We start from the raw sequence: 25,675 nt of genomic DNA on the forward strand, positions 1-25,675 counted from the left end.
CCGCAACCAACGTCGCAAGCCCAATCTCCACCCCCGCCGTCATGCCCGGACTTGATCCGGGCATCCATGACTACTCACTCGGTGGGGTCAGCTGTGCTCAGCAGCATACCCGGGCCGTCTGCCCGCATCCCGGTTGGCCCATCACTCCCCCATCGTGGTCGCCCGCCGGCGCATGCCGACATTCAACAACTGCAGCCGGCCATCCACGAGTGTGAAGCCAAGAGACACCTGCTCAAAATTGGTGTCTGACTCCGATTTCTGTTCCGACTCCGATTTCTGTTCAACCTTAAGATACGCTTGGCGCTGTGCCGTGAAGGTTATGTGCGTAGGTCACTAGAATGTGTGGCCTTTTGGCTTTCAGCTGCTATCTTAACGCGAAAGACTGATTCTCCCGGTGCGACGTGAATATCAAATCCGATTCCATTTACAGGCAGCCATTCTACTGGGCGTTGATCGGTGCCTTTTGTATTCAATTGCTCTGGCGGCCCATAGAGAGGTTGTTCGATCAAGTGCCAAATCTGTCTGAGTGGAGCCCTCTTTTCGCATTCTTTTTGCTGTCTGTTTTTCTGTTCTGCATTGCCTGCGCAACAATGCTGGCTGCAAGATTTCTGGATACAAGAAAACGCTGGGCTGGTCTCTTTAAGACTCTGCCTATCTCGCCGGCAGTAAGTGTAGCGCTGCTAATAGTCTCGGTAAGCTCTCTGCTTTTTTGCACGGCACTGCTATCGATGTTCTATGCGCCCTATTCCGTCGTGTTTCGCGGTTTGTCGGGGCTCAAGAACGATACAGACATCATCAATGTTCTTGTCGTGAGCTCGACATTTCTCGGAACGATCTTTGCTATTGTAGGGGTCACATGGCAAACAAGAGTAACTATCAAAGCCCAGAACGACGCGGCTCGGGAGGAAGAGGCGAAGCGAATAATATCTTGTCTGACTATGCTGATAACTGAAGCTCAGATCATTTCTGATCGTGCCTGCGTAGTAGTTGATGACTATGAAACTCGCTTTATCCGCATTCGTCGATACCGAGATCGGAAGAGTTTTATTCGTAACGATCCAGGCAATATCATCGCAATAGGTTGCCATGCATATGACGCAGCGCTTCCCGCTATTGGGTCTATCTATGATCTCAATCTTATCCACGAAGTGATGTGGTTCTATAGTTCCGTCCAACAATTGCTTCGCTTTTGTGATGGCCAGCCGCTGCCGGCAGGCCTGCGACGACCCGCTGGTGCGGGTCGGTGGCAACATTTCTTTGCCCGAAAGGTGCTTGCTCGCAGCAAGAATCTGTTGCCACGCCTTGAGCAGGCAAGGTCCACGATACAAGCTAATCATGGGCTCAGTGCAATTTGGATCTGACCAACTTCCCGCTCCGAGCTACCGGGAAAGATCCCCAGATGTTGCTTCTTCACTAAAGGAATATGTTTTCACGCTGCGTCTTAGAGGGTGTCGGTGCTACCGCGCATGACGCGGAAGGTGAGGGCGACAACCTCGGGGTTGGTCCACCAGGATTCGACGCCGTGGAGATGCATCCACAAGCAGGCGAGCTGCGTCCTTGCTGGCACATTGGCAGATTCAATGCAGCTCAGGCTGGCCTCAAGCCATTCGGCCGACAATCCCTCGGGCTAGCATCTTGACCGCTGAAATCCTGCTGTTGCTCAATCGTAGCGGCCTCGACGATCAAGGTGAGGCGGGTGAAAATTGTGGGCAGGTGCATTGCAGCGCGCAGCCGACCTGGCTTGTTGCATTCCTCCAGTTCTCGGTAGTGTGATTGGCCTCATACTGGATCGGTGCCCAAGGCGATTAATAGCCAGCTTTTAGGCACTTCGCGACGATCTCCCTAGGCAACCATTGATCCATATGCGATGTCGTGCGCCAAGATTACCTAACATAGCGTCCGTCCCCCGGCTTGACCATTTTCTAGGGTGAGGGTTGGCGGATCTGCCATCTGTCATTGAACTGTCGGCAACCCCAGTTGCGACGCTTGAGATCCTTGAGACACCCGATGGCGAGATCCGGCGCTTAGGTCTTTTTCCACTACGCTAGGCGCTTGGTCATGGTCTTGCAGCCGGCGAGCAAAGCCTGCACGATCAGCCCTCGGAAAATGATGGGGAGGTCAGTCATGGCTTTAACTTTCACTGGTACGACGACGTGGGATACCGATCGCTTCGTGCTCAAGATCGAAACGTTCGATGGGGACAAGCGGGTGGCATGCGCGGTTTCGAGCGAAGCCCTGATGGATCGTGGGCGTTCCAAGGACGGATCGATCGCAAGCCTTCTCGCCCTGTATGATGCCTTCAAAGCCGAAATTCAGGCGATTGCCCAACGCAAATACGCCGCCGGAACCAAAGAAGCCGACGGCCTTGTGCTTGTTAGGACCGCAGACTTGAACCGGTGATGTCATGCCGAGCGATCTCCGTTTCAGCCGCACCGGTCCGCCCGACAGTGCGGCCGCTTTGGCCTCGCTCGCCTTGTGGAAGGGGCTAGTGCACCATTTGGTTGAGACCAGTTGCCTGGCGCCTGCGAGATCGAAGCCATCCGCGACGAAGCCCTGGTTAAGTGTCCTTCATACAGCGAAAATGTGGCTGTGCGGGAGGCGCGAGTACTGATCGATGTCAAATTTCCTTAGGGGGGCAGATGCTTAGGGCGGTTGTCGTCGCGTTGGCTATGGCAGTGGCGATCTCTATTCTTTGGTTTGAGTTGCCGCCTATTTTGGGCGCCTGTGGCCGTGACTGCCCATTTGACGGGGGTGATATACTTAGTGCGTTGGTGTCCGTCGGTTCAATCGTTGCTGGTGCCTGGATTGTAGGCTGGCAGATCCGGCGCGGGTTTCAGGATCAAAAAGAGCTGATAAAATTCGAGCGTCATCAGCGCTATCGTGAAGAGTTCATCACGCGCATTCAATCGCTCTCCACTCTCAATGTGATTGCCGGCGCCATTGCGGATGGCCTCGGCCATGGAGAACCAAGTGATCGAGACGACCAAGCGGGTTCCGTGCCGGCGCATGTGCTCCAAAATCTGGACGAGACTGACCTCTTTGTGCTCGCACAGGACCTGGCGAAAACCGAGGACGAAGCATTGATACTCGCAATTCGCAAAGCTGGCGCACACATCCCTTACCTTAAATCTATGATGCCAACTTTGACGCCCAAGCAGGTGATCGCTGAATTGCGGAAGATGGCTGAACTGGCCGTCACTGCATTGGCTGAGTTTGACCGGGCGTTCCCCAAGGGCTGACCTCATCGTGTGCCGGCCCGGTGCATCGACGTTGTGCCTAAGCTGCACTCACGTCCCCAGATGACCTAGTCGATCCGGGCACACTCTGATTGATCTTGCTTCCGGATATCTTGCCTCCATTTCATGGGTTACCCTTCCCCACGACCTAGTCCCGAAGCGGTCGACGCGGCTAGCACGCCTCGCCCTTAAGGGCCATACCGAGAATCGTGCGCCATCCGCCCTCAGGGTATGCGAAGCGACCGGACGGGCCAGGACGCAAAACAAAAAAAGCCGCCCAAAAGGCGGCCTTCAAGCATCCAGAATTTGGTGGACCCGATCAGAATCGAACTGACGACCTCCTCATTGCGAACGAGGCGCTCTCCCAACTGAGCTACGGGCCCACCCGCTGGGATTCCGGCTAACCGCCGGAACGGGCGGGAATATGGTTGGGGGGAGGGGCGCTGTCAAGCCTGGGTTAACGGCTTGAATTTCGGGCCGAAAAGGCCATCTTTCCGGGGGTCGGGACGGGCCTCAGGGCCGCTTTCCGCCGGGCGGGGGCGAATCCCCTCCTGCTGGTCGGGTTGGCGGGCGGGCCTGGGCAAGGCGGCGGTGCTGCTTGATCCGGAGGGGAGGGCTGGCATAGCTTGCCACCGGTTCTTCTTTCCGGCTTCTTCTTTCCGGCGGGCGCGTGCCCCGCCGAACTGTCCCAACGACTTATCCCGGCCGGCTGATCCCGGCAGGGCGTCCCATCAAGCGGCAATGGATCCTGGCATATGCAATCCCTCGGCATTCTGATCGACACCGTCATCTGGATCTTCACCTGGGTCCTCATCATCAACATCGCGCTGGGCTGGCTGATCCATTTCAACATCGTCAATCCGCGCCAGCCTTTCGTGCGGGGCCTGGGCGAGATCACCTACCGCGTCACCGAGCCCGCATTGCGGCCGATCCGGCGCTATCTCCCGAATGTCGGCGGGCTCGACCTCTCGCCCGTCGTGCTCATCCTGCTGCTGCAGTTCCTGCGCAACCTGATGTGGGAATACGTCATTTATTGAGCCGTTGGTATTGATCCGCTGACGACCGGGCCCCGGCCGTGATCCCGCTTTGCTACGAGCTGCTTGCCGACGGCATCCGCCTGCGGCTGCGGGTGACGCCCAAGTCGCGGCGCGCGGGGCCGCAGGGTTTTGTGGACTTGCCGAGCGAGGGCAATGAGGCGGGTGGCGTCGCCTTGAAACTCGGCATCAACGCGGCGCCTGAGGACGGCAAGGCCAATGCGGCGGTGATCGCCTTGCTCGCCAAACATCTTCCTGTCGCAAAAGCGGCGATTTCGGTCGCCGCCGGGGCAAAAGACCGGCGCAAGCTGGTGGACATTCGGGGCAACCCGACGACGCTGGTCCAGGCGCTCGATGCCTGGCTCACCGAGACCCTCAAGGGCATCCCTACCGATTAGCACGAGGCTTGAACCATCATGAGCGACCAGAAGATCATCGACGGCAAGGCCTTTGCCGAAAAGATCCGCAACAAGATCGCAGCCCAGGTGGCGACCCTCAAATCCAGGAACGGCTTCACCCCGGGCCTCGCCGTCGTGCTGGTGGGCGAGGATCCGGCCAGCAAGGTCTATGTGCGCAACAAGGGCGAGCAGACCAAGGCGTCGGGCATGAACAGCTTCGAGCACAAGCTCGACGCGTCGACCAGCCAGGAAACGCTGCTGAAGCTCATCGCCCAGCTGAATGCGGACCCGGCGGTCAACGGCATCCTGGTGCAGCTGCCCTTGCCGAAGCAGATCGACGCCCAGGCCGTCATCAACGCCATCGACCCGGACAAGGATGTCGACGGCTTCCATGTCGTGAATGCCGGGCGCCTCGCCACCGGCGGGCAGGGCCTGGTGCCCTGCACGCCCTATGGCTGCCTGCTGCTGTTGAAGGATCGGTTGGGCGATCTCTCCGGCAAGCATGCGGTGGTGATCGGCCGCTCCAACATCGTCGGCAAGCCGATGGCGCAGCTGCTGCTCGGCGAAAGCTGCACCGTCACCATCGCCCATTCCAAGACCAAGGACCTCCCCGCCGAAGTGCGCCGCGCCGACATCGTGGTGGCCGCCGTCGGCCGGCCGGAGATGGTCAAGGGCGATTGGCTGAAGGAGGGGGCCGTCGTCATCGATGTCGGCATCAACCGCATCGAGAAGGACGGCAAGGGCAAGCTGGTGGGCGATTGCGACTTCCAGTCCTGCATCGGCCGCGCCGGGGCGATCACCCCGGTGCCGGGCGGGGTCGGGCCGATGACCATCGCGATGCTCCTCCACAGCACCCTCATCGCCGCCTGCCGGCAAAAAGGCGTGGCGCTCCCCGATGAGGGGTGAAAAGGGGGCCAGCTAATCGATTAGCTAATCGATTAGCGGGGACTTTTTTGCTAGTTTCGCCGGCATGATCGAAGTCACCAGCCGTATCCATCTCGACGAGCGCGAGATCAAGGAAAGCTTCATCCGCGCCTCCGGGCCGGGTGGGCAGAACGTTAACAAGGTCTCCTCGGCGGTCGAATTGCGCTTCGATGCCAGGAACTCACCCAGCCTGCCCGAAGGGGTGCGCGAGCGGCTGATGAAGCTTGCCGGGCGGCGCCTCACCCTCTCGGGCGAGATCGTCATCACGGCGCAAAGCCATCGCAGCCAGGAGATGAACCGGGCCGATGCGCTTGAAAAACTGGTGGAATTGATCCGCGCCGCCACCGTCGTGCCGAAGGCCCGGCGCAAGACCAAGCCGACCAAGGCTTCCAAGGAAAAGCGCATGGACAGCAAGGCCAAGCGCGGCAGCGTCAAGAAGTTGAGGCAGGGCAGGCTCGATGACTGAGCCGGGTTGCCAGCCGCCCCGTCAGGCGCGAGAGTGGGCTGATAGAGAGATTCGCGCCAACCCGGAGACCTCATGAAAATCGACCTCGCCGTTCTGGAATTGACCTGCTCGCGTTTCTGCCATGACCTGATCAGCCCCATCGGCGCAGTCAATAACGGCTTGGAATTGCTGGAGGATGAGCAGGATCCGGAACTGGTGGCCGAAGCGCGGGCCCTGGCCGCCCGCTCCGCCCGGCGTGCCAGCATCCTGCTGCAGGCCTATCGCTGCGCCCTCGGGAATGCCGGCAATCAGGCCAGTTTTGGTTTCGGCGAGGCGATCAAGCTGGCGCGCGATTTCCTGGAAGGGGGGCGCGTCACCTTGTCCGGCATCCCCGCCATGTCGCCCGGCGACCTGCCCGCCGGCTGGTCGAAGCTGCTGCTGCTCAGCGTCATCCTGATGTCGGAAACCTTGCCCCGCGGCGGTGAACTGCACCTCACCGTCAATGGCGATGGGCCGACGACGAGCTTCATCCTGGCTGCCGAAGGGGCGCAGATCGTCTTTGCCGACGACTACAAGGCCTTGCTGAGCGGCGATGCCACGGCCGCCACGCTCGATGCCCGCAATGTGCTGGCCTATCTCACCGGCACCCTGGCGACACGTCTCAAAATGAAGATCGAGACCACGCAGAGCGGCGCCGGCCGGCTGGAATACCGCGCCGGCTGAAAAGGCGTGTGAGTCGGGCGACGGGGAGGTCGCAGCCGGGCCAGTCCGGGCGAAATTTGCCAATTTTTGAAAGTGGTTGCCTAGTTTGTAGGGGCTTCACGCAAAATTAATTCTTTTGCCCAAGGATTAGGGTGCGAAATCGGCCCGTCGGCCGAACCATCGCTAGCCAAGATGGCAAACGGAGTGGGGCAGGCGCCATGGACGATCTGTTGAGCGAGTTTCTGACCGAAACCAACGAGAATCTCGCCGTACTCGATGTCGAGCTGGTGAAGCTCGAGCAAAATCCCAACGATATCGACTTGCTGTCGAATATCTTCCGACTGGTGCACACGGTGAAAGGCACCTGCGGCTTCCTCGGCTTGCCGCGACTGGAATCGGTCGCCCATGCCGGCGAGAACGTGCTCGGCAAGGTGCGCGACGGTGAACTCGAGGTGACGGCGCAGGCCGTGACCCTCATTCTCGCCTGCCTCGATCGCATCCGCACCATCATGGGCGATCTTGAGGCCACCGGCACCGAGCCGCAGGGCGACGATTCAGAACTCATCAAGAGCCTCAACGCCTTCGCCGACGGCGGCAAGGCCGCAGCGCCGGCTGCTCCCGCTCCAGCGCCGGCAGCAGCTCCCGCGCCGGCCGCCAGTGAAGTGAAATCCGGCGCCACGCTCTACGAACAGATCGGCGGCATGGGCACCATCGACGCCGTGGTCGAAGTGATGTTCAACCGCATCTTGGGCGACCTCAGGCTGAAAGCCGTTTTCGAGGGCGACAGCATCGATCACGTCCAGGGCTATATGCGCGAGCATCTGGCCAAGATGTGCGGTGGCCCCGACACCAGCGCGCCGCATCCCATCGCCGGCCGCGCCATGTCCGACACCCAGTTCGACGCCGTCTGTGGGCATTTGCAGGCCGGCCTCAACATGCTTGAAGTGCCGCAGCAGATCGCCGCGATGATCATGGGCATGGTCTATGCGGGTCGCGAAGAAGCGACCGGCAGCGCCCCTGCGATCGTCGAGGCGGCTCCCGCCCCGGTCGAGGCGAAGCCGGTGAAAGCCGCCCCCGTCAAGAAGGAAGGTGGCGACGGCGAGGCGAAGGAATCCGCCATCGCCAACCAGAGCATCCGCGTCAATGTCGAGCTGCTTGAGAACCTGATGACCATGGTCAGCGAATTGGTGCTGACCCGCAACCAGGTCCTGCAGATCCTCAGGAAGCACAAGGACAGCGAGTTCGCTGCTCCCCTGCAGCGCCTCAACCATGTGACGTCGGAACTGCAGGAAGGCGTCATGAAGACGCGCATGCAGCCGATCGGCAATGCCTGGGCCAAGCTGCCGCGCATCATCCGCGATCTCAGCCACGAACTGAAAAAGAAGATCGACCTGGTCATGATCGGCCAGGAGACCGAGCTTGACCGCCAGGTCCTTGAGATGATCAAGGATCCGCTCACCCACATGGTGCGCAACTCGGCCGATCACGCCATTGAAACGCCGGAAGAGCGCCGCCGCGCCGGCAAGACCGAAACCGGCAAGATCACGCTCAACGCCTATCACGAGGGCGGCCATATCATCATCGAAGTGGTCGATGACGGTAAAGGCCTGCCGCTCGACAAGATCAAGGCGAAGATCCTCCAGAACAACCTCGCGACCGAGGCCGAGCTGGAGAACATGTCGGATCAGCAGATCCAGCAATACATCTTCAAGGCCGGCTTCTCCACCGCCGCCAAAGTGACCAGCGTCTCGGGACGTGGCGTCGGCATGGACGTGGTGCGCACCAATATCGAAAAGATCGGCGGCACCATCGAGCTGCGGTCGGTCGAAGGGAAGGGCACCACCTTCTCGATCAAGATCCCGCTCACCCTGGCGATCGTGTCGGCCCTGGTGGTCGAATGCGCCGAGGAGCGTTTCGCCATCCCGCAGATCAGCGTCGTCGAACTGGTGCGTGCCAGCCCGACGGGGGAGCTGAAGGTCGAGCGTATCAACGACACGCCGGTCCTGCGCCTTCGCAACAAACTGCTGCCGCTGGTCAGCTTGCGCGAGAAGCTGAAGCTTGAAGCCAAGTCGGACCGCAGCAGCGACGATACCTTCATCGTCGTGACCCAGGTCGGCACTTATCAGTTCGGCATCATGGTCGATCGCGTGTTCGACACGGAAGAAATCGTCGTGAAGCCGGTGGCGCCGATCCTGCGCCATATTGAAGTCTTCTCGGGCAATACCATCCTGGGTGACGGTTCGGTCATCATGATCCTCGATCCCAACGGCATCGCCGCGGCTTCGGGCCAGATCAGCATGGGCGACGCCGATGCCGCCGAAAAGCAGGCTCTCCGCAGCCGTGCTCATGGCGACGAGGCAGTGCCGCTGCTGCTATTCCGCGCCGGCCAGGGTGCGCCCAAGGCCGTGCCGCTGGCGCTCGTCGCGCGTCTCGAGGAAATCGAGCGCACCGCGATCGAGCATTCCAACGATCGCCTGGTCGTGCAGTATCGTGGCCAGTTGATGCCGCTGGTGCCGCTGGAAGGCTATCCGGATGTCACCGGCAAGGAAGGCCGGCAGCCGGTTCTGGTCTTCTCCGACCGCGAACATTCGATGGGCCTGATGGTCGACGAAATCGTCGACATCGTCGAAGCCAAGCTCAATGTCGATCTGGCGGCGGAAACGCCGGGCCGTATCGGTTCCGCCATCATCGCCGGCCAGGCAACCGACATCATCGATACCGGCTTCTTCCTGTCGCAAGCCTTTGCCGATTGGTTCGGTTCGCGCCGCGAGGATTCGGTCGGCTCCAAGGCGCGCCGCGTGTTGATGGTCGACGACAGCGCCTTCTTCCGCAATCTCCTGGCACCGCAGCTTTCCGCGGCCGGCTTCTCGGTCACGGCAGTCGATAGTGGTGACAAGGCGCTCGAACTGGCGGAAGCCGGCGAAGAATTCGACCTCATCATTTCCGACATCGAAATGCCGGGGATGGATGGGTTCGCCTTCTGCGAGGCCGTCAAGAAAAGCGGCCGCTGGCAGACGACGCCGATCATCGCTCTTTCGTCCCACGCCAGTCCGCAGGAACTGGCCAAGGGTCGCCAGGTCGGTTTCGACGACTATGTCGCCAAATACGACCGCGAAGGTTTGGTGCATATTCTCAACGAAGCTCTCTCTGAAGTACGAGGTGCCGCATGAGCGGTGGTGCGAACGGGGCCGGAAGCGATTTCGGCACAGCGTCTGTAGCCAACAATGGCGAGCAGCGCGACTATGTGACCATGTCGATCGGCGATCAGATGTTTGGGATCCCGGTCCTGACCGTTCAGGACGTGCTGGGGCCGCAGAACATCGCCCGCGTGCCACTGGCACCGCCGGAGGTTGCCGGCAGTCTCAATCTGCGCGGTCGCATCGTGACCGCGATCGACGTGCGACCGCGCCTGGGTCTGGCGACGCGCGAAGGCGGGAAGGCCGCGATGTCGGTCGTGGTCGAGTATGATGGCGAGCTCTACAGCCTGCTGGTCGACAGCGTCGGCGAGGTGCTGAGCCTCAATTCGCGCGACTACCAGCGCAATCCACCAACCCTCAATCCGCGGCTGCGTGAATTCTCCGACGGCATCTATCGGCTCAACGGTTCGCTGCTGGTCGTGCTGAATGTCGGCTCGCTGCTCGATTTCGGCAATCGGTCCGATGTCGCCTGAGAGGAGGGGACGAGGGAGGAGATCTCAGTAATAACGAGGTCTCATTTCCGCAAATATATGAAATTCGGCTAAAAGTGCTGGTAGGGTAATTGACGGACCCAGCGTTTGCTGACTATTGGTAAAGAACTGAAAGCACAAGCAATGTGCCGGCGGTTTCGCTAAGGTCTGAGTGCATACGTTCGGCGAACGGAGTTTCTGAATGAAGTCTTGCCTGGTCGTTGACGATTCAAAAGTCGTCCGGATGGTGGCCCGAAAGATCCTTGAGGGCCTCAACTTTCAGATCGTCGAAGCGGAAAACGGCAAGCTGGCCATGGACGAATGCGCCAAGGAGATGCCTGACGCGATCCTTCTGGACTGGAACATGCCGGTCATGAGTGGGATCGAGTTCCTGAGGTTGCTGCGCAAGATGGATGGCGGGCAGACACCGATCGTCGTGTTCTGCACCACCGAAAACGATATCCAGCATATCCAGGAAGCCATCACGGCCGGCGCCAACGAATATATCATGAAGCCTTTCGACAGCGAGATCATCGAATCGAAGTTCTCCCAGGTCGGTTTGCTGTAACGGAATGCGTATCGCCGCAGAGCAGCGTGCCATGCGCGCGAACGCAGTGAAAATAGACTGGGACAGGTTGGCGTGATGACACCCTTCAAGGCGGCAGCAGCGGGCACCGGCGGCAAAGCCGGACCGTACCGCGTCATGGTGGTGGATGATTCCGCCGTGATCCGAGGCTTGCTGACGCGCGCGCTGGAATCCGATCCGACCATCAAGGTCGTGACCACTGTGGGCAACGGCCAATTGGCGATCGATGCCGTCGGCCGGCCCGACAACGATATCGAAGTCATCGTGCTCGACATCGAAATGCCGGTTATGGACGGCATCACGGCGCTGCCGCGCCTGTTGCAGACCAAGCCGGGTGTTGCCGTCATCATGGCATCGACCCTGACGCTCAAAGGCGCCTCGGTTTCGATGAAGGCGATGTCGCTGGGCGCGTCCGACTACGTGCCGAAGCCGACGACAACCGGCGCTATTTCGGCGGCGACCGACTTCAAGGCCGATCTGGTCGAGAAGGTGAAGTCCTGGGCCCAGGCCGGGCGCCGCAAGCGCGGTATCGCTGCACCTTCGCCCACGGGCGAACCCAACAGCGCAGCACCGGCGGTGCCGAAACGTCTTTATGGCGCGCAGCCGGTGAAGCTCCGCGACATGCCGCCCTTGCTTCGGCCGGATTGCCTGGCGATCGGTTCGTCGACCGGCGGCCCGCAGGCGCTGTTCAAGATGTTCCAGAGCATCGGCAAGATTTCGCATATGCCGGTGTTCGTGACGCAGCATATGCCGGCAACCTTCACCACGATCCTGGCCGAGCATCTGGGGCAGGCGGCGGGCATGCCGTCAGCGGAAGCCAAGGATGGCGAAGCCGTGGTCCCGGGGCGCATCTATGTGGCGCCCGGCGACTTCCATATGGTGGTCGAAGGTACCGCGGCACAGCGTGTTGTACGCCTCAACAAGAATCCGCCCGAGAATTTCTGCCGCCCAGCGGTCGACCCGATGTTGCGTTCCATTGCAAAGGCTTATGGCAACAAGACTTTGTTTGTCATGCTGACGGGAATGGGGCAGGATGGATTGAAGGGGGCACAGGAACTGATCAATGTCGGGGGAACGGTGATCGCTCAAGACGAACCAAGTTCCGTGGTCTGGGGCATGCCCGGCGCCGTGGCGACTGCCGGCCTTTGCTCTGCGGTTCTGCCGCTCGCAGATATCGGTCCGTTCGTCAAAAAGGCAATCTCCCGCAGCGTGGCATGAGAGAACCGTCGATGACGATTACCGACTTCGACTTCATTTGCCAGATATTGAAAACCAGGTCGGGCCTGCTGCTGACCAACGACAAGGCCTATCTGCTGGAAAGCCGCCTGCTGCCCGTGGCGCGCAAGTGGAAGCTCGCCACCTTCGACGATCTGGTCCGCCTTATCCGCCAGAAGAACGACGAAGCGGTGATCCGCGACGTGGTCGAAGCGATGACGACCAATGAGTCCTTCTTCTTCCGCGATACCAAACCGTTCGACCAGTTCAAGCAGATCTGCCTGCCGGCGATGATGAAGGCGCGCTCTGCGCAGAAGAGCCTTCGCATCTGGTCGGCTGCCTGTTCGTCAGGCCAGGAAGCCTACTCGCTGGCGATGATCCTTTCGGAAATGGGCGCGCAGCTCAATGGCTGGAAGATCGACATCGTCGGCACCGACCTCTCGCAAGAGATCCTCAACCGTGCCAAGGAAGGTCTCTATTCGCAGTTCGAAGTGCAGCGCGGCTTGCCCATCACCTTGCTGGTCAAATATTTCCAGCAGACCGGCGACCGCTGGAAGATCTCCGACGCGATCCGCTCCAAGGTGCAGTACCGGGAATGGAACCTGCTCAATGATCCGGCGCCCTTGGGCAAGTTCGACATAGTCTATTGCCGCAACGTGCTGATCTATTTCGACCAGCCGACGAAGGCCAAGGTGCTGGCGGGCATCGCCAAGCAGATGCCCGAGGACGGTTATCTGTTCCTTGGCGGTGCTGAAACCGTGCTCGGCATTTCCGACAAGTTCCAGCTGCTGCCTGGCCAGCGCGGCATTTACGGTCTCACCGGCGGCATCAAGGCGCCGACTGCCTTCGGCACGCCAGGGGCGGCGCCAGCGACACCGCGGGCGTAGGTTTCCTCTCTTCCTTTAGGTTGCGAAGGTGCATGGCCGGGTCTTCGCTGGACTATGATGGCTTGTGAGTACGCTCCCCCCCTTGCGGGAGAAGGGGCGACTGGGTTGGTGTTCTGCCCCTAAAAGAAAATGCCCGGGACTGGCCCGGGCATTTGCAGCAATCTATGGAAGCGAGGCCTTAGGCGCTCTCTGCCGTCTTGGCGGGGAGAGTGCTGTCTTCGGGGTCGCGCAGCACATAGCCCCGGCCCCAGACGGTCTCGATATAATTGTCGCCGCCGGTGGCAGTGCTGAGCTTCTTGCGGAGCTTGCAGACGAAGACGTCAATAATTTTCAGTTCCGGCTCGTCCATGCCGCCATAAAGGTGGTTGAGGAACATCTCCTTGGTGAGCGTCGTGCCCTTGCGCAGGGAGAGCAGTTCCAGGATGCCGTATTCCTTGCCGGTGAGGTGCAGCGGCTGGCTCTCGACCTCAACGGTGCGGGTATCGAGGTTCACCGTCAGGCGGCCGGTCTTGATGATCGAATCCGAATGACCCTTGGAGCGGCGCACGATCGCCTGCAGGCGGGCGATGAGCTCGCGGCGGTCGAAGGGCTTGGTGAGGTAATCGTCGGCGCCGAAACCTAGGCCCTTAATCTTGCTGTCGAGTTCCGACAGGCCCGACAGGATCAGGATCGGTGTGTTAATGCGCGCGGCCCTGAGGCGGCGCAGCACCTCGTAGCCGTCGATATCCGGCAACATCAGATCGAGGATGATGATGTCGTAATCGTAAAGCTTGCCGATCTCCAATCCGTCTTCGCCGAGATTGGTTGTGTCGACAATATAGCCCTCGGCCTTAAGCATCAGTTCGATGCTTTGGGCGGTGTTGGAATCGTCTTCGACGACTAGCACGCGCATGGCAAGGACCTCGTTCGGTTCTCGACCTCAGCCGATTGATGTGTGAATCTTAACCATTAATAGCGGCTTATGTAAAGCACTTGGCGTTAACTTTGATGACGGAAGGTGAAGGTTTTCATCTCAGGAATAATCGCCTATTATCTAATGCCGCCAAGGTGTTAACGTGCTTGAGATGCTGAAGATGGGCATAAAGACTGTCTTAACCACTTATTTAATGCCCCTGAGCTAAGCTCGCTGTCGGCTTTCGAGGCCGGTTTTGCAGCGGCCGACAACCAGAAGGATGCCCGACCCGGTGAGCGCCCAGTTGCAGGAATTCGACGCCTTCTACCGCGAACTGGATCGCATCCCGGAGACGCGCATTTATGGCCGCGTCGCCGCGGTGGTCGGCATGCTGGTGGAAATCAGCGGCATGGAAAGCGCGCTCTCGATCGGTGCGCGCTGCGCGCTGGTCGACCGCAACGACCGGCAGGTGCCGTGCGAGATCGTCGGCTTCCGCGAGGGGCTGGCGCTGGCAATGACCTATGGTTCGCTGGAGGGTGTAGGGCTCGGCAGCAAGGTCGTGCTGATCGATGGCGAGCCGGTGGTGCGCCCGACGCGGGCCTGGCTCGGGCGTGTGGTCAATGCCTTTGGCGAACCGATCGACGGCAAGGGGCCGCTGCCGCAGGGACCGGTCGCCAGCCGCATCCGCAATCAGCCGCCGCCCGCCCATACGCGCATGCGCGTCGGTGGCAAGATCGACCTCGGCATCAAAGCCATCAACACCTTCACCAGCGTCTGCAAAGGCCAGCGCCTCGGCATCTTCGCGGCCTCCGGCATCGGCAAGTCGGTGCTGATGTCGATGATGGCGCGCTATACCTCGCTCGATATCAACGTGATCGGCCTCATCGGCGAACGCGGTCGCGAGGTGCAGGAATTCATCGAGGACGAATTGGGCGAGGAGGGCCTTGCCCGCAGCGTGGTCGTGGTGGCGACCTCGGATGAATCGCCCTTGCTGCGACGTCAGGCAGCGCAGATGACCATGGCGCTCGCCGAATATTTCCGCGACCAGGGCGAGGATGTGCTGTGCCTGATGGATTCGGTCACGCGCTTTGCCATGGCGATGCGCGAGATCGGCCTCTCGATCGGCGAGCCGCCGGCCTCGAAAGGCTATACGCCGTCGGTCTTTGCCGAACTGCCACGCCTCCTTGAACGTGCCGGCCCCGGTGTCGCCGGATCGGGTTCGATCACGGGCCTCTTCACCGTGCTGGTCGAGGGCGACGATCATAACGAACCCATCGCCGACGCCTGCCGCGGCATTCTCGACGGGCATATCGTGCTGGAGCGCTCGATCGCCGAGCGCGGCCGCTATCCCGCGGTCAACATCCTGCGCTCGCTTTCCCGTACCATGCCGGGCTGCAACAGCGAATTCGAGAACAGGATCGTGCGCGAGGCGCGGCGGCACATGTCGGTCTACGAGGACATGGCCGAGCTCATTCGCCTCGGCGCCTATCGCCGCGGCACCGATCCGGCGGTCGATCAGGCGATCCAGCTCTACCCGGAGATCGAGCGCTTCCTCGGCCAGCGGCGCGAGGAGCAATCGACCCTCGACGGTGGCTATGCAGCACTCGCGGCCATCCTCGGCCTGGTCGACGACACGGCCCCACCGCCCACCGAGACGAGCGAGGCCGCCGGTAAATGAACGGCCTCGACCAGCTCCTGCGCCTGCAGAAATGGACACTTGACGAAAAGCGGCGTCAGGCCGCCGATCTGGTGGCGCTCATCGAGCGGCTGCAGGGCGACATCGCCAAGCTCGACGATGAGGTGGCGCGCGAGATCGAGATCGCGCGGACGGATCTCGAGGCAAGCCGCCATCTGCCGCCCTATCGCGACATGATGGCCAAGAGGCGCGAAAGGCTGGAGCAGTCGGTGGCTGACATCACGCTGGAGCTGGAGCGCGTGCGCGAGGAGATCGCCGAGGCCTTCGGCGACATCAAGAAGACCGAACAGACCATCCAGAACAGGCAGGAGCGCAAGCGCCAGGCCGCGGCCAGGCGCGAGCAGATCGCGACCGACGAGATGGGTCTCGAACAACATCGGCGCAAGACGAAGCGGGAGAGCTAGACCGTATAGGTCGGCGTGCCGCGCTTCAGGTCTTCGAGCGGAATCACGGGAAATTCGTTCACCGTCTGGAACGCGATCGAGCCGGCAAAGCCGGTGAGGCCGCGGGCTTCCTCGTAGATCGCCTCGATCTCGCGGCGCATGCGGTCGTTGAGGCGCGCGCGGCTGCGGATCATCAGATCGAAACGCTGTGGGCGCATCAGCCCGTCGAGCTGGAAGGGGCCGAGGCGCGAAAAATCCGCCTCGACCACGAAGCGCGTTCCACTGCCCCATTCGCCGGGCCCGTCTTCGCTGTTCTTCTTCGGGCGGCGATAGAACAGATTGACCTGGGTAACGCGCCCCTGATCGTCGATGACGGGCAGGAAGAGTGCGCGCCAATCGACATCGGGTCGTTCCTGCGCGAGGGCCGATAGCTGGCTGAACTCGCCACGCAGGCGGCGCACCATTTCCTCACGCTCGGTGCTGCCGCCCTTGGCGCCAAGCAGCGGCCCCAGCAGCCTGCCAAGATCGCCGGAGCGCAGCGCCGCTATCGCATTCATCAGGCCGGCGCCGAGCTTGACCCCGGCATGCGGCAGCAGATTGAGGGCCTGGCGCGCCGTGTCGGCATCGATAGCGCCTCGACCCGTGCCGGCCTCGGCGCCTTGCAGCAGGGCTATCAGGTCAGCGAGTGTCGGCCAGCCTTGCGAGAGGGTGAGCAGCGCCTGTTGCGGAGTCTGCACGACCGGGGTGGGGAGAGTGATCGGCGGTGCCGTCTCGACGATGTCGATCGCCAGGGCAAGTTGCGCGCCGATGGGCAGGCTGGATCGGTTCTGCAGCATGATGTCGCCGATGGGCGTATGGATCACCGCATGGCCGGCCGGCGTGATGCTGACGACCCGGCCGAAGATGATCTTGCCCTGCGCGTCATGGGGATCGAGGGCAATGGGATCAAACTCGATCTGCTGGTTGGCCTGCATCTGCACCGCCAGCACGCGGAGCTTCAATTCGGCACCCATGGGCAGGGCTTGTGCCGGCGCCTGTGGTGATGCGGCGGTCGGCGCTTCGAGCGGCATCATGCCCCTTCCCGTGCCGGCGGCAGCAAAGAGCGCAAGGATGCGCTGCCGGGTTTCGGCGGAAAGGGCGCTTTCCGGCGGCACCAAGGTGGTGAGCGGCGAGCCGGCCGGATGCTCGTCGGTCGGCTCGACCGAATAATGCGCGGCAGCCTCGCCGGTCGGCGTTTCCGCCAGTGGCGGCGAGGTGAGCGGCAAAGGGGCCGCGGGCATGGCGGCTTGCCGGTCCTTCTTCTCGAAGGTCGCCGCGATGAGGGCCGCCTGAGCGGTGGCGACGTTGGCTATGCTGCCGGGTGCCATGATCACGATCGGCGCCGGCGCGCCTGGTGCTGTTGTGCCCGGCAGGGGTGATCCCTGCACTTGCATCCCGGGCATCGTCGTGACGATGGGAGCGGGTGTCGCCGGCGGCGTGGCGCCGGTCGCTGGCTGCGCTGGAACGGGGGCCGTAGTTGGCGCCGGCGTCGGCGCGGGTTGCGTTGCACCGGGCGGAACTGGCGCGGGCGGAACCGGCGTGGGCGGCGCTTGCGGTACGGGGAGGGGAGTTGTGGCCGGCGCCGAAGCATGCACGACGACCGCGCGCTGGCTCGAACCGACGAATTCGATGCTCGGTGTATCGGTCCGTACCGGTGCCGGGGGTGGTTGCTGTGGCCCTGATGTCGGCGCCGGCCGCGCCTCGGGACCGGATGTGCCGGGTCCATTGGTCGCGGAGGGCAACGGTGGCTGCGCTGGCGCTTGAGTGTTGCCGGCCGGCTGCGGCGTCACCGGTGCGCCCTGCGGTGTCGCGCGCGCCACCGTCTCGTTGGCAAGGATCAGGACCTGGAGCCGGTCGCCGGCGGGACGCACCTCGAGGGTCACTTGCGCCCCTGGCGGCAGCGGGATGTTGGCGGCAACGCGCACGGTTCCCTTGTCGGTGGCGATGGCCGTCAGCCCGTCGCTCTCGCGGCCGAGCACGATGCCCTTGATGATAGTGCCGGGATCGACCTGGCGCAGGCCGCGCGGCGGATCTGAAACAGTCCCCAACACCGAGGTCGTCGCCACCGGGCCGGAAGGTCCGATGTAGCGACCACCGAGCGGGTTGAGGATATCGCTCATGTCAGGTTGATGAGCGGAATCTGCCCGGCCAGCGCCTCGACATCCAGCGCGGCAGTGGTGCCGGGATGACGCGTGAGCAGCGGCGACTGGGCACGGATCGCTTCCTTTACCTTGGGGTCGCGCCGGATGATGCCGAGAAGCGGCGGATCGAGCTTGAGGAAATTGTTGCAGGCCTTGGCGAGGGTCGCATAGGTCTGCTGACCCTGAATGACGTCCTGGGCCGAATTGACGACGATGCCGACACGGCACGGCGCCTGGTCGGCCGTCAGCATCTTGATGAGGGCATAGGCGTCGGTGAGCGTGGTCGGTTCATCATTGGCGACGACAAGTGCCGTGGCACAGAGGGCAGCCATCATCCGCACCGGGCGGTCGATGCCGGCGCCAAGATCGATGATCACGCGATCATATTGCGTCGCCACCTCGCGCAGGCCCGCAGTCAGGACGGCGAGGCGGTGCAGCGGCATATTGGCAAGGCCACCTGAGCCGGAGCGGCCGGCGATGACGTCAAAGCCGGCGGCGCAAGGTGTGGCCGCGCGCGCCAGCGGCAGCTGCCGCTCCAGCGCGGTGCCGAGATCAATCGCCGGTGTCAGGCCCAATTGGATGTCGACATTGGCCAGGCCGAGATCACCATCGAACAGGACCACGCGTTCGCCGTTCCGGGCGAGGGCCTGCGCCAACGAGATGGCGAGCCACGTCTTGCCGACCCCGCCCTTGCCGGAGGCGATGGCGACGGCACCGGCGATCGTGCCGGCGTCGGCACGGGTGGCGGCTGTCCCGGATAGGCCCTGTTCATTCATAAGCGTGTTCCACTAGCCCTGATTGGGTGATCTGCCCGCGGCAGGTCGCGCGCCTGATGGCGGGCAGGCGCCGTTTCCAGCAGCCATTCTGCGATCCGATCGGCACCGACGATATCAAGCCCGGTGGCGATTTCAGGCGAGACGCCGAATTCGGCGAAAGAGAGACGTCCGGCCTCGGCCGCAGCCAGGATACCACCGTAGCGCCGCGCCGCGTCAATCCGGGTCGGAATGAGGCGGCTGGCGCCGGCTTCGGCGAAGAGCTGGCCGAGTTCGGCAGATTCAACCGGGCAGCCGCCGGCAGCCATCACCAGGACCATTTCGGCCCGAACGGCTTCGGCGAGGCTGGAAAGGTGGGCGAGATCGTGGCTGTCGAGCGGGTTGCAACCGACCGTATCGATGATCACAAAGGCTCCCGCCGGGGCCTGGCCAACCGCACGCTGCAACGTCGCGATATCGCCGGCCCGGTAGGCCGGAACCTGCAGGGCCTTGGTGTAGGTGCCCAATTGTTCGACCGCTCCCGCCTTGACGACGTCGCAGGTGATGGCGACGCCAGGCCATTTGCGCAGCTTGGCGCGTGCCAACAGCTTGGCCAGCGTCGCCGTCTTGCCGGCACCGGGCAGGCCCACCAGCATGATGGGGCGGGTCGGTTGCCGCTCAGTCAGCGCCTGAACGGGAAAGCGCAAGCGGAGGGCGGCTGCCAGAGCCTGATGCGGATTCTCGAGCAAGACCTGGGCCGCCTGCTGGGTGAGGCGGTCGGCCAGTGCCGGCGTGACGCGGTGGAAATCAAGCGCCTGGGCGATGGCATCGAGCGGATCCTGGACGGGTGCCGGCGGCTGGGCGAGGATCGCGTCGCGATCAAGTGCCGCCGTGATCTTCACGGCCTGCCCGACCTGCTCGATATTGAGAATGACGGCGTCGGGGCCAAGCTCGGCCTTCACCAGCGCCATCGCCTCGGTCATGTTGGGCGCATTGAAGGTGCGCAGGCGCATGTCAGCGGCGTTCCACGCGGTTCGTCATCAGATCTGCCCGAGCGTCCGGATCTTGGCCTTTGGGTGGATCTCGTTCTGCGACATCACCGTGGTTGCCGGCCGGAAACGCTCGACGATGGAGCGAACGAAGGGACGGATGCCGGGGCTGGTGAGCAGGACCGGGCTGTCGCCCATGATGGCGAAGCGCTCGAACGTCTGGCGTACGTTCTGGATGAATTGCTGCAGATCACTCGGTGCCATCACCAGCTGACGGTCCTCGCCGTCCCCACGCACGGCGTTGGCGAAGGCCTGTTCCCATTCCGGGGACAGAGTGACCAGCGGAATGACGCCCGAACTGTCGCTGCTGGCATCGGAGATCTGGCGGGCGAGGCGGGCACGGACATGTTCGACAATCGCGTTCACATTGCGCGAATAGCCGGTCGCCTCGGCCACACCTTCGAGAATATTGGCGAGATCGCGGATCGAGACGCGCTCGGTAAGGAGGGCCTGGAGAACGCGCTGGATGCCGCCCACCGAGATCTGGCCGGGGACGAGATCGGCCACCAGCTTCTGGTGCTCCTTGGGCAACTCGTCGAGCAGCTTCTGCGTCTCGGCATGCGAGAGCAGTTCCGCCATGTTGTCCTTCACCAGCTCGGTGAGGTGTGTCGTGATGACGGTGGCCGGGTCGACCACGGTATAGCCGCGGAACAGCGCTTCCTCGCGAGCGCCGGGATCCACCCACATGGCAGGCAAACCGAAGGTCGGCTCAGTCGTCTCTTCGCCGGTCATGTTGATCTTGTCGCCGCGCGGGTCCATCACCAGGATCATGTTGGGACGCAGATCACCGCGACCAGCTTCGATCTCCTTGATGCGGATGACGTAGGAATTGGCCTGGATCTGCAGATTGTCCTGGATGCGGACGGCCGGCAGAATGAAGCCCATTTCGCTGGCCAGCTGGCGACGGAGCGCTTTCACCTGGTCGGTCAGGCGGTGGCCACGTTCGGTGTTGATGAGGCCGAGCAGGCCATAGCCCAGTTCAAGGCGGATGGCGTCGAGCTGCAGTGCGGTCGAAATCGGTTCCTCCGCTACCGGCACATGAGACTGCTCGACAACTTGCTGCTGGACTGCGGCGGCGACGGCTTTCTTCTGATGACGCATGACCAGGAAAGCCATGACGCCGGTGATGGCGGCGAGACTCATGAAGGGAAGCGTGGGGATGCCCGGCATCAGGGAGAGCAGGGTCATCAGGAAGGCGGCGAGGCCCAGGGCGGCCGGATAGCCGGAGAGCTGCTTGAAGAGGGCCTTGTCGGTTGAGCCGGAGACGCCGGCCTTGGTCACCAGCATACCGGCGCCGGTCGAGACGATCAGGGCCGGGATCTGCGAGACGAGGCCATCGCCAACGCTGAGGAGCGTATAGGTGGCCGCAGATTCGCTCATCGAAAGACCGGCTTGCGCGACACCGATGATAATGCCGCCGATGACATTGATGAAGACGATGATGAGGCCGGCAATTGCATCGCCGCGCACGAATTTTGCGGCACCATCCATGGAACCGAAGAAGTTGCTTTCGTCTTCCAGCGTCTTGCGTCGTTGCTTGGCTTCCTTTTCATCGATCAAGCCGGCCGAGAGGTCGGCATCGACCGCCATCTGCTTGCCGGGCATGGCGTCCAGGCTGAAGCGTGCCGAAACTTCGGCGATACGGCCGGAGCCCTTGGTGATGACGACGAAGTTCACCAGGACGAGAATGGCAAAGACGATGATGCCGATGACGTAATTGCCGCCCATGATGAAGCCGCCGAAGGCTTGAATGACATGACCGGCGGCGTCGGTGCCTTCGTGGCCGTGAGTGAGGATGAGGCGCGTCGAGGCGAGGTTAAGCGCCAGGCGCAGCATCGTGACCAACAGCAGCATGGTAGGGAAGCTGGAGAAATCGAGCGGCTTTTCAATGAACAGAACTGTCATCAGGATGAGGATGGAGACAGTGATCGAAAAAGCCAGCGAGATATCCAACAGCCAGGCTGGCATTGGGAAGATGAGCACCGACAGCACGGCGACCAAGCCGAGCGCCAGGGCGATTTCGCCGCGCTTGATGAAATTGAAGGCCTTGCCGAAGGCGGCCGCACCACCACCGCTGCCCGCTGCATTCGTACCCGTTGCCGTGTCGGTCATCGACCGCTACCCCTCATCCCAGACTGTTCGATCTTCAACGGCGGTTAGAATTCGGTGAAATCAGGCGCTGGCAGCTGCGTCCTCGCCATGCGCGGCTGGCACGGCAAAGCCTTCTTCATTGTATTGCTTCAGTTTATTGCGCAGCGTGCGGATCGAAATGCCGAGAATGTTGGCGGCATGGGTGCGATTGCCGAGGCAATGGCTGAGCGTATCGATGATGAGGTCACGCTCGACCGCCGCCACGGTGCGACCGACCAGCGCCGTCGTGCCGGCAGCGGCTACCGCCGCGGCCTTGGCCACCGCGCTGTCAGTCGGCGAACTGGCGGCAATCATGCCGGCGCCAACCACGGGCAGGCCGCGACCGCCGGTCAGCAGAATGGCGTCACGTCCGATGACGGGGCCCTGGGTGAGAAGCACGGCGCGATGCATGGTGTTCTCGAGCTCGCGTACGTTGCCGCGCCATTCATGGGTGCGCAGCATCTCCATCACTTCGGGCGAGATGGAATCGATATGGACGCCGTTGGCCGCCGCATATTTGTGTGCGAAGTGCTCGGCCAGCAGCGCGATGTCACCCGGCCGCTCGCGCAAGGGCGGCAGCTCCAGCGACATGACGTTAAGGCGGAAATAGAGATCCTCGCGGAAGGTGCCTTTGCGCACTTCTTCCTGCATGTCGCGGTTCGAGGTAGCGATGAGGCGGATATCGACCTTCACTGGCTGCGAACCGCCGACCCGGTCGATGACTCGTTCCTGGATGGCGCGCAGCAACTTGGCCTGCAGGCGCGGATGCATCTCGCTGATTTCGTCAAGCAGCAGCGTGCCGCCGGTGGCTTCCTCGAACTTGCCGATGCGGCGCGCGATCGCGCCGGTAAAGGCGCCTTTTTCATGGCCGAACAGCTCGGATTCCAGGAGATTCTCTGGGATGGCAGCGCAATTGACCGAGACGAAGGGCTTGTTGGCGCGCTTTGAATGGGTGTGGATGTAGCGGGCCATCACTTCCTTGCCCGTACCGCTTTCGCCGGTGACGAGGATGCTGGCATCGGACGGCGCCACCTGATCCGCAAGCTTCAGCGTTGCCTTCATGACCGGATCGCTGAAGATGAAAGCGGAGCTCTCTTCGGTGACGGCCGCAAGGACCGCGGCAATCAGTTCCGCATCCGGGGGGAGGGGGATGTATTCCTTGGCGCCGGCCTTGATGGCGCGCACGGCGATTTCCGCCGAGGTACCGATGCCGCAGGCCACGACCGGAATGCTGATCCGCTCGCGCTTCAGGCTGTCGATCATCCGCGTGATGTCGAGGCTGACATCGAACATGATGAGTTCGGCGCCCTGGCCGTTGCGCAGGGCGGTCATGGCCTGGTCGACATCATCGACATGGGCCACCTTGGCACCGCGGCTGAGCGCGATCTTGCCGGCGGCGGCGATATGGCCGTCCAGGGATCCGACGATGAGAAGTCGCATCGGTTAGTCTCCGTTCAATCGAAATATTTAACGCGTTGGTTGGCCGGCAGAATGGTGTTCAGCACCAGTTCCAACCGCCGCGGGTTTTCCTGGCGCCCGATGGACAGAGCGCCCAGGATGAAAATCTGGTTGATCAGCAGTTCGATCGCCGAATTGCGCTCGAGCTTGCTGGCGATGGGCAGGAAAACGACGTTGGCAAGCACGGCGCCGTAGAATGTGGTGAGGAGGGCCACAGCCATGGCCGGGCCGATGCCTTCGGGCTGATTGAGCGAGCCCAGCATCTGGACCAGGCCGATCAGGGTACCGATGAGGCCCATGGCGGGCGACACTTCAGCCGCGCGCCGCAGAATGCCGGTCGAGCGCTGATGGCGCTGGGCCATGGCATGTGTCTCGAAAGTGAGGTTGCGCTCGACTTCCTCTATCGGCATGCCGTCGACCAGCATGGTCATGCCGCGCAGCAGGAAGGGCTCGTTGCGCAGGCCATAGAGTTCGTTCTGCATGGCCAGCAGGCCCCGGCGCCGGGCCCTCTCCGCCAGTTGCAGCACCTTGGCCGCCGCTTCATTCGGGGTATGGCCGGTGCTGAACATGGTGCGCAGCATCAAGGGCTGCGCCTGCATGATCTCGGTAAACGAGAAGGAGACCGTGGTGATGGCAAAGGTGCCGCAGACCACGATCAGGATCGAGGGAACGTCGACGAAGGCCAACCAATTGCCGCCGAGAAAGATGGCCGCGACGATGAGGACAATCGCTCCCAGAAGGCCCAGGACCGTCGCCATGTCGAGCCCCTGGCGCACCGGTTCGAGGCGCAAGGGCAGCTCGCTCTTGGCCGTGAAGCTCTGGACGGGTTCGTTGGCGGTGTCGGACATCTGTCTGTTCCTGGACCTGGGATCTATGTTCAGCCGCGGTCGGATTTGATGATTTCGGTCATCGTCACGCCGAGGCGGTCCTCGACCACAACGACTTCGCCGCGGGCGACAAGTCGGTTGTTGACATAGATGTCGACGGCCTCGCCAACCTTGCGGTCCAGTTCGACCACCGCGCCGCGGCCGAGCTTGAGCAACTGGCTCACCTGCATGGTGGCGCGCCCCAGCACGGCTGATACCTGGACCGGCACGTCATAGACGGCGTCCAGCTCCTTGGCGTTGGTGGGCACGCGGGTGGCTTCGCCCTGGGCGTCCACGCCACCGCCTTGCTCCTCGAATTCCTGCAACTGCAGGTTCTCTTCGTCACCCATCTCTCGCTCCTTGCTCAGTCGGCAGCGGCTTCGCTGTCGACAGTGTCGCCATCGTCCTGTGGCGCCGGCTTCGTCATTGTCGTTTCGTCGAGTGTCGCCGGCACGATGCCCTGTGTCGCCAGGCACCGGTCGAGAGCGACCGAGACATCGCGCCAGATGGCCTCCGCATGCCGCTCCAGGCCGCCATCCGCCCATTCGATGCGGCAATCGGCCTTGCCGAGGCTGCCGTCGCCGATAATATTGGCGCGACCCTCGAAATGCTTTTCAGCCGCCAGGGCCTCGATCTTGCCCTGGAGGGCAGGCAGCAGGTCGGCCGGGACGCGAATATTGAGCCGTGGCTCGCGGCGCTGATCGACGAGGCAGCGCTCGATCGTCGCTTCAATCTCAGCAAGGCCACCGCGGCGCGTGAGTTCCGGCAGCATCTTGCGGGTCATGGCGAGGGCGAGACCGGCCGCCTCGCCAAGGATGGCGGCGCGGTCAAGCGTCAGGCCGGCGGCCATGGCGGCAATCTGGTTGCCGATGCCGCCCAGGGCCGAGGCGATCTGTGCCTCGATCTGCGCCTGCGCATCGGCTTTGCCCTTTGCCAAGCCCTCCTTGAGCGCCTTAGCCTTGGCGTCGGCCACGGCGGCTGCCATTTCAGCTTCGCTGAAGGTAGGCTCCGGCGGAGGTGGTGGCGGGGGAGGTGGCGCTGGTTCGGCCGCAGCGGCCTCCGCCTTCGGCTTGCGCACGATGTTCCGCGCCGGCAATTCGTTGCCGGCGTCGAAATCGTTCTCGAAGAGAAATTTGCGCACAGTCTTCAAACCGGAATGCTCCCGCCAGCCGACA

At 62.5% G+C, this 25,675-nt stretch carries 25 protein-coding genes and 1 tRNA gene; 16 read left to right on the top strand and 10 right to left on the bottom strand.

Features of this window, described 5'->3' with window-relative positions:
* The first annotated feature begins 401 nt into the window (after positions 1-401).
* From ACE3OA_RS04360 to ACE3OA_RS04375, 4 genes are all read left to right on the top strand, one after another.
* The gene (locus tag ACE3OA_RS04360; protein ID WP_374308288.1) at positions 402-1,361 is read left to right on the top strand and encodes a hypothetical protein; all 960 of its coding nucleotides are present in this window, start codon (positions 402-404) and stop codon (positions 1,359-1,361) included.
* Positions 1,362-1,635: 274 nt separating this feature from the next.
* A complete protein-coding gene (locus ACE3OA_RS04365) occupies positions 1,636-1,773 on the top strand; it encodes a hypothetical protein (RefSeq protein WP_374308290.1) in 138 nt (45 codons plus the stop codon).
* Between the two features lie 351 nt (positions 1,774-2,124).
* Entirely contained in the window at positions 2,125-2,400 is a 276-nt protein-coding gene (locus ACE3OA_RS04370; protein ID WP_374308292.1) for a DUF1488 family protein, read from the top strand.
* Positions 2,401-2,639: 239 nt separating this feature from the next.
* Positions 2,640-3,239, top strand: coding sequence for a hypothetical protein (locus ACE3OA_RS04375; protein ID WP_374308294.1), 600 nt, complete (start codon positions 2,640-2,642; stop codon positions 3,237-3,239).
* Positions 3,240-3,543: 304 nt separating this feature from the next.
* On the opposite strand, the gene ACE3OA_RS04380 is transcribed toward ACE3OA_RS04375, so the two are convergent.
* A tRNA-Ala gene (locus ACE3OA_RS04380) sits at positions 3,544-3,619 on the bottom strand.
* Between the two features lie 372 nt (positions 3,620-3,991).
* Here ACE3OA_RS04380 and ACE3OA_RS04385 point away from each other — a divergent pair.
* The 10 genes from ACE3OA_RS04385 to ACE3OA_RS04430 all read left to right on the top strand — a co-directional run bounded on the left by ACE3OA_RS04385 (position 3,992) and on the right by ACE3OA_RS04430 (position 13,094).
* The gene (locus ACE3OA_RS04385; RefSeq protein ID WP_374308296.1) at positions 3,992-4,273 is read left to right on the top strand and encodes a YggT family protein; all 282 of its coding nucleotides are present in this window, start codon (positions 3,992-3,994) and stop codon (positions 4,271-4,273) included.
* Between the two features lie 38 nt (positions 4,274-4,311).
* A complete protein-coding gene (locus ACE3OA_RS04390; protein ID WP_374308298.1) occupies positions 4,312-4,668 on the top strand; it encodes a DUF167 domain-containing protein in 357 nt (118 codons plus the stop codon).
* Positions 4,669-4,686: 18 nt separating this feature from the next.
* Positions 4,687-5,574 (top strand): bifunctional methylenetetrahydrofolate dehydrogenase/methenyltetrahydrofolate cyclohydrolase FolD, encoded by an 888-nt coding sequence (gene folD / locus ACE3OA_RS04395; protein WP_374308300.1) that lies wholly within the window; start codon positions 4,687-4,689, stop codon positions 5,572-5,574.
* 64 nt (positions 5,575-5,638) lie between these two features.
* Positions 5,639-6,058, top strand: a complete 420-nt coding sequence (gene arfB, locus ACE3OA_RS04400; protein ID WP_374308302.1) for an alternative ribosome rescue aminoacyl-tRNA hydrolase ArfB — start codon at positions 5,639-5,641, stop codon at positions 6,056-6,058.
* Between the two features lie 72 nt (positions 6,059-6,130).
* Positions 6,131-6,760 (top strand): histidine phosphotransferase family protein, encoded by a 630-nt coding sequence (locus tag ACE3OA_RS04405; protein WP_374308304.1) that lies wholly within the window; start codon positions 6,131-6,133, stop codon positions 6,758-6,760.
* A gap of 197 nt (positions 6,761-6,957) precedes the next feature.
* The gene (locus ACE3OA_RS04410) at positions 6,958-9,909 is read left to right on the top strand and encodes a chemotaxis protein CheW (protein WP_374308306.1); all 2,952 of its coding nucleotides are present in this window, start codon (positions 6,958-6,960) and stop codon (positions 9,907-9,909) included.
* Positions 9,906-10,409, top strand: coding sequence for a chemotaxis protein CheW (locus tag ACE3OA_RS04415; RefSeq protein WP_374308308.1), 504 nt, complete (start codon positions 9,906-9,908; stop codon positions 10,407-10,409). Before ACE3OA_RS04410 ends, ACE3OA_RS04415 begins: the two co-directional genes overlap by 4 nt.
* 199 nt (positions 10,410-10,608) lie before the next feature.
* The gene (locus ACE3OA_RS04420) at positions 10,609-10,974 is read left to right on the top strand and encodes a PleD family two-component system response regulator (RefSeq protein ID WP_374308310.1); all 366 of its coding nucleotides are present in this window, start codon (positions 10,609-10,611) and stop codon (positions 10,972-10,974) included.
* 75 nt (positions 10,975-11,049) lie between these two features.
* Positions 11,050-12,210: a chemotaxis response regulator protein-glutamate methylesterase gene (locus ACE3OA_RS04425; RefSeq protein ID WP_374309214.1), complete on the top strand. Its 1,161-nt coding sequence runs from the start codon at positions 11,050-11,052 to the stop codon at positions 12,208-12,210.
* A gap of 11 nt (positions 12,211-12,221) precedes the next feature.
* The gene (locus ACE3OA_RS04430; protein ID WP_374308312.1) at positions 12,222-13,094 is read left to right on the top strand and encodes a protein-glutamate O-methyltransferase CheR; all 873 of its coding nucleotides are present in this window, start codon (positions 12,222-12,224) and stop codon (positions 13,092-13,094) included.
* A gap of 178 nt (positions 13,095-13,272) precedes the next feature.
* On the opposite strand, the gene ctrA is transcribed toward ACE3OA_RS04430, so the two are convergent.
* A complete protein-coding gene (ctrA, locus tag ACE3OA_RS04435) occupies positions 13,273-13,986 on the bottom strand; it encodes a response regulator transcription factor CtrA (RefSeq protein WP_374308314.1) in 714 nt (237 codons plus the stop codon).
* 280 nt (positions 13,987-14,266) lie between these two features.
* Here ctrA and fliI point away from each other — a divergent pair, with 280 nt between their 5' ends.
* Together fliI and ACE3OA_RS04445 are read left to right on the top strand one after the other, a co-directional pair.
* Positions 14,267-15,664: a flagellar protein export ATPase FliI gene (gene fliI, locus ACE3OA_RS04440; protein ID WP_374308316.1), complete on the top strand. Its 1,398-nt coding sequence runs from the start codon at positions 14,267-14,269 to the stop codon at positions 15,662-15,664.
* Positions 15,661-16,086 carry a hypothetical protein gene (locus ACE3OA_RS04445; RefSeq protein WP_374308318.1) on the top strand — a complete coding sequence of 142 codons (426 nt, stop codon included), beginning with the start codon at positions 15,661-15,663 and terminating at the stop codon, positions 16,084-16,086. Before fliI ends, ACE3OA_RS04445 begins: the two co-directional genes overlap by 4 nt.
* Here ACE3OA_RS04445 and ACE3OA_RS04450 read toward each other — a convergent pair.
* The 8 genes from ACE3OA_RS04450 to ACE3OA_RS04485 are packed head-to-tail and all read right to left on the bottom strand — an operon-like array spanning position 16,083 to position 25,650.
* On the bottom strand, positions 16,083-18,224 hold the full coding sequence (locus tag ACE3OA_RS04450; RefSeq protein ID WP_374308320.1) for a hypothetical protein: 2,142 nt from the start codon (positions 18,222-18,224) through the stop codon (positions 16,083-16,085). The two genes, ACE3OA_RS04445 and ACE3OA_RS04450, sit on opposite strands and share 4 nt — an antisense overlap.
* On the bottom strand, positions 18,221-19,021 hold the full coding sequence (locus ACE3OA_RS04455; RefSeq protein ID WP_374308322.1) for a P-loop NTPase: 801 nt from the start codon (positions 19,019-19,021) through the stop codon (positions 18,221-18,223). The genes ACE3OA_RS04450 and ACE3OA_RS04455 overlap by 4 nt, the downstream gene beginning before the upstream one ends.
* The gene (locus ACE3OA_RS04460) at positions 19,018-20,010 is read right to left on the bottom strand and encodes a GTP-binding protein (protein WP_374308324.1); all 993 of its coding nucleotides are present in this window, start codon (positions 20,008-20,010) and stop codon (positions 19,018-19,020) included. The genes ACE3OA_RS04455 and ACE3OA_RS04460 overlap by 4 nt, the downstream gene beginning before the upstream one ends.
* 27 nt (positions 20,011-20,037) lie before the next feature.
* Positions 20,038-22,158, bottom strand: a complete 2,121-nt coding sequence (gene flhA / locus ACE3OA_RS04465; protein ID WP_374308326.1) for a flagellar biosynthesis protein FlhA — start codon at positions 22,156-22,158, stop codon at positions 20,038-20,040.
* Between the two features lie 60 nt (positions 22,159-22,218).
* Positions 22,219-23,616, bottom strand: a complete 1,398-nt coding sequence (locus ACE3OA_RS04470; protein ID WP_374308328.1) for a sigma-54-dependent transcriptional regulator — start codon at positions 23,614-23,616, stop codon at positions 22,219-22,221.
* Positions 23,617-23,630: 14 nt separating this feature from the next.
* A complete protein-coding gene (locus ACE3OA_RS04475) occupies positions 23,631-24,482 on the bottom strand; it encodes a motility protein A (protein WP_374308330.1) in 852 nt (283 codons plus the stop codon).
* A 29-nt stretch (positions 24,483-24,511) separates the two neighbouring features.
* The gene (fliN, locus tag ACE3OA_RS04480; RefSeq protein WP_374308332.1) at positions 24,512-24,850 is read right to left on the bottom strand and encodes a flagellar motor switch protein FliN; all 339 of its coding nucleotides are present in this window, start codon (positions 24,848-24,850) and stop codon (positions 24,512-24,514) included.
* A 14-nt stretch (positions 24,851-24,864) separates the two neighbouring features.
* Positions 24,865-25,650, bottom strand: a complete 786-nt coding sequence (locus ACE3OA_RS04485; protein WP_374308334.1) for a hypothetical protein — start codon at positions 25,648-25,650, stop codon at positions 24,865-24,867.
* Positions 25,651-25,675: the final 25 nt, after the last annotated feature.

The sequence above is a fragment of the Dongia sp. genome (genome assembly GCF_041906375.1).
Taxonomy (GTDB): Bacteria; Pseudomonadota; Alphaproteobacteria; order Dongiales; family Dongiaceae; genus Dongia.

Bases quoted from the DNA above. Each gene is read 5' to 3' on its own strand.
- ACE3OA_RS04370 (WP_374308292.1), top strand. From the start codon at position 2,125: ATGGCTTTAACTTTCACTGGTACGACGACGTGGGATACCGATCGCTTC.
- ACE3OA_RS04375 (WP_374308294.1), top strand. From the start codon at position 2,640: ATGCTTAGGGCGGTTGTCGTCGCGTTGGCTATGGCAGTGGCGATCTCT.
- ACE3OA_RS04385 (WP_374308296.1), top strand. From the start codon at position 3,992: ATGCAATCCCTCGGCATTCTGATCGACACCGTCATCTGGATCTTCACC.
- folD (WP_374308300.1), top strand. From the start codon at position 4,687: ATGAGCGACCAGAAGATCATCGACGGCAAGGCCTTTGCCGAAAAGATC.
- arfB (WP_374308302.1), top strand. From the start codon at position 5,639: ATGATCGAAGTCACCAGCCGTATCCATCTCGACGAGCGCGAGATCAAG.
- ACE3OA_RS04405 (WP_374308304.1), top strand. From the start codon at position 6,131: ATGAAAATCGACCTCGCCGTTCTGGAATTGACCTGCTCGCGTTTCTGC.
- ACE3OA_RS04410 (WP_374308306.1), top strand. From the start codon at position 6,958: ATGGACGATCTGTTGAGCGAGTTTCTGACCGAAACCAACGAGAATCTC.
- ACE3OA_RS04415 (WP_374308308.1), top strand. From the start codon at position 9,906: ATGAGCGGTGGTGCGAACGGGGCCGGAAGCGATTTCGGCACAGCGTCT.
- ACE3OA_RS04420 (WP_374308310.1), top strand. From the start codon at position 10,609: ATGAAGTCTTGCCTGGTCGTTGACGATTCAAAAGTCGTCCGGATGGTG.
- ACE3OA_RS04425 (WP_374309214.1), top strand. From the start codon at position 11,050: ATGACACCCTTCAAGGCGGCAGCAGCGGGCACCGGCGGCAAAGCCGGA.
- ACE3OA_RS04430 (WP_374308312.1), top strand. From the start codon at position 12,222: ATGACGATTACCGACTTCGACTTCATTTGCCAGATATTGAAAACCAGG.
- ctrA (WP_374308314.1), bottom strand. From the start codon at position 13,986: ATGCGCGTGCTAGTCGTCGAAGACGATTCCAACACCGCCCAAAGCATC.
- fliI (WP_374308316.1), top strand. From the start codon at position 14,267: ATGCCCGACCCGGTGAGCGCCCAGTTGCAGGAATTCGACGCCTTCTAC.
- ACE3OA_RS04445 (WP_374308318.1), top strand. From the start codon at position 15,661: ATGAACGGCCTCGACCAGCTCCTGCGCCTGCAGAAATGGACACTTGAC.
- ACE3OA_RS04450 (WP_374308320.1), bottom strand. From the start codon at position 18,224: ATGAGCGATATCCTCAACCCGCTCGGTGGTCGCTACATCGGACCTTCC.
- ACE3OA_RS04455 (WP_374308322.1), bottom strand. From the start codon at position 19,021: ATGAATGAACAGGGCCTATCCGGGACAGCCGCCACCCGTGCCGACGCC.
- ACE3OA_RS04460 (WP_374308324.1), bottom strand. From the start codon at position 20,010: ATGCGCCTGCGCACCTTCAATGCGCCCAACATGACCGAGGCGATGGCG.
- flhA (WP_374308326.1), bottom strand. From the start codon at position 22,158: ATGACCGACACGGCAACGGGTACGAATGCAGCGGGCAGCGGTGGTGGT.
- ACE3OA_RS04470 (WP_374308328.1), bottom strand. From the start codon at position 23,616: ATGCGACTTCTCATCGTCGGATCCCTGGACGGCCATATCGCCGCCGCC.
- ACE3OA_RS04475 (WP_374308330.1), bottom strand. From the start codon at position 24,482: ATGTCCGACACCGCCAACGAACCCGTCCAGAGCTTCACGGCCAAGAGC.
- fliN (WP_374308332.1), bottom strand. From the start codon at position 24,850: ATGGGTGACGAAGAGAACCTGCAGTTGCAGGAATTCGAGGAGCAAGGC.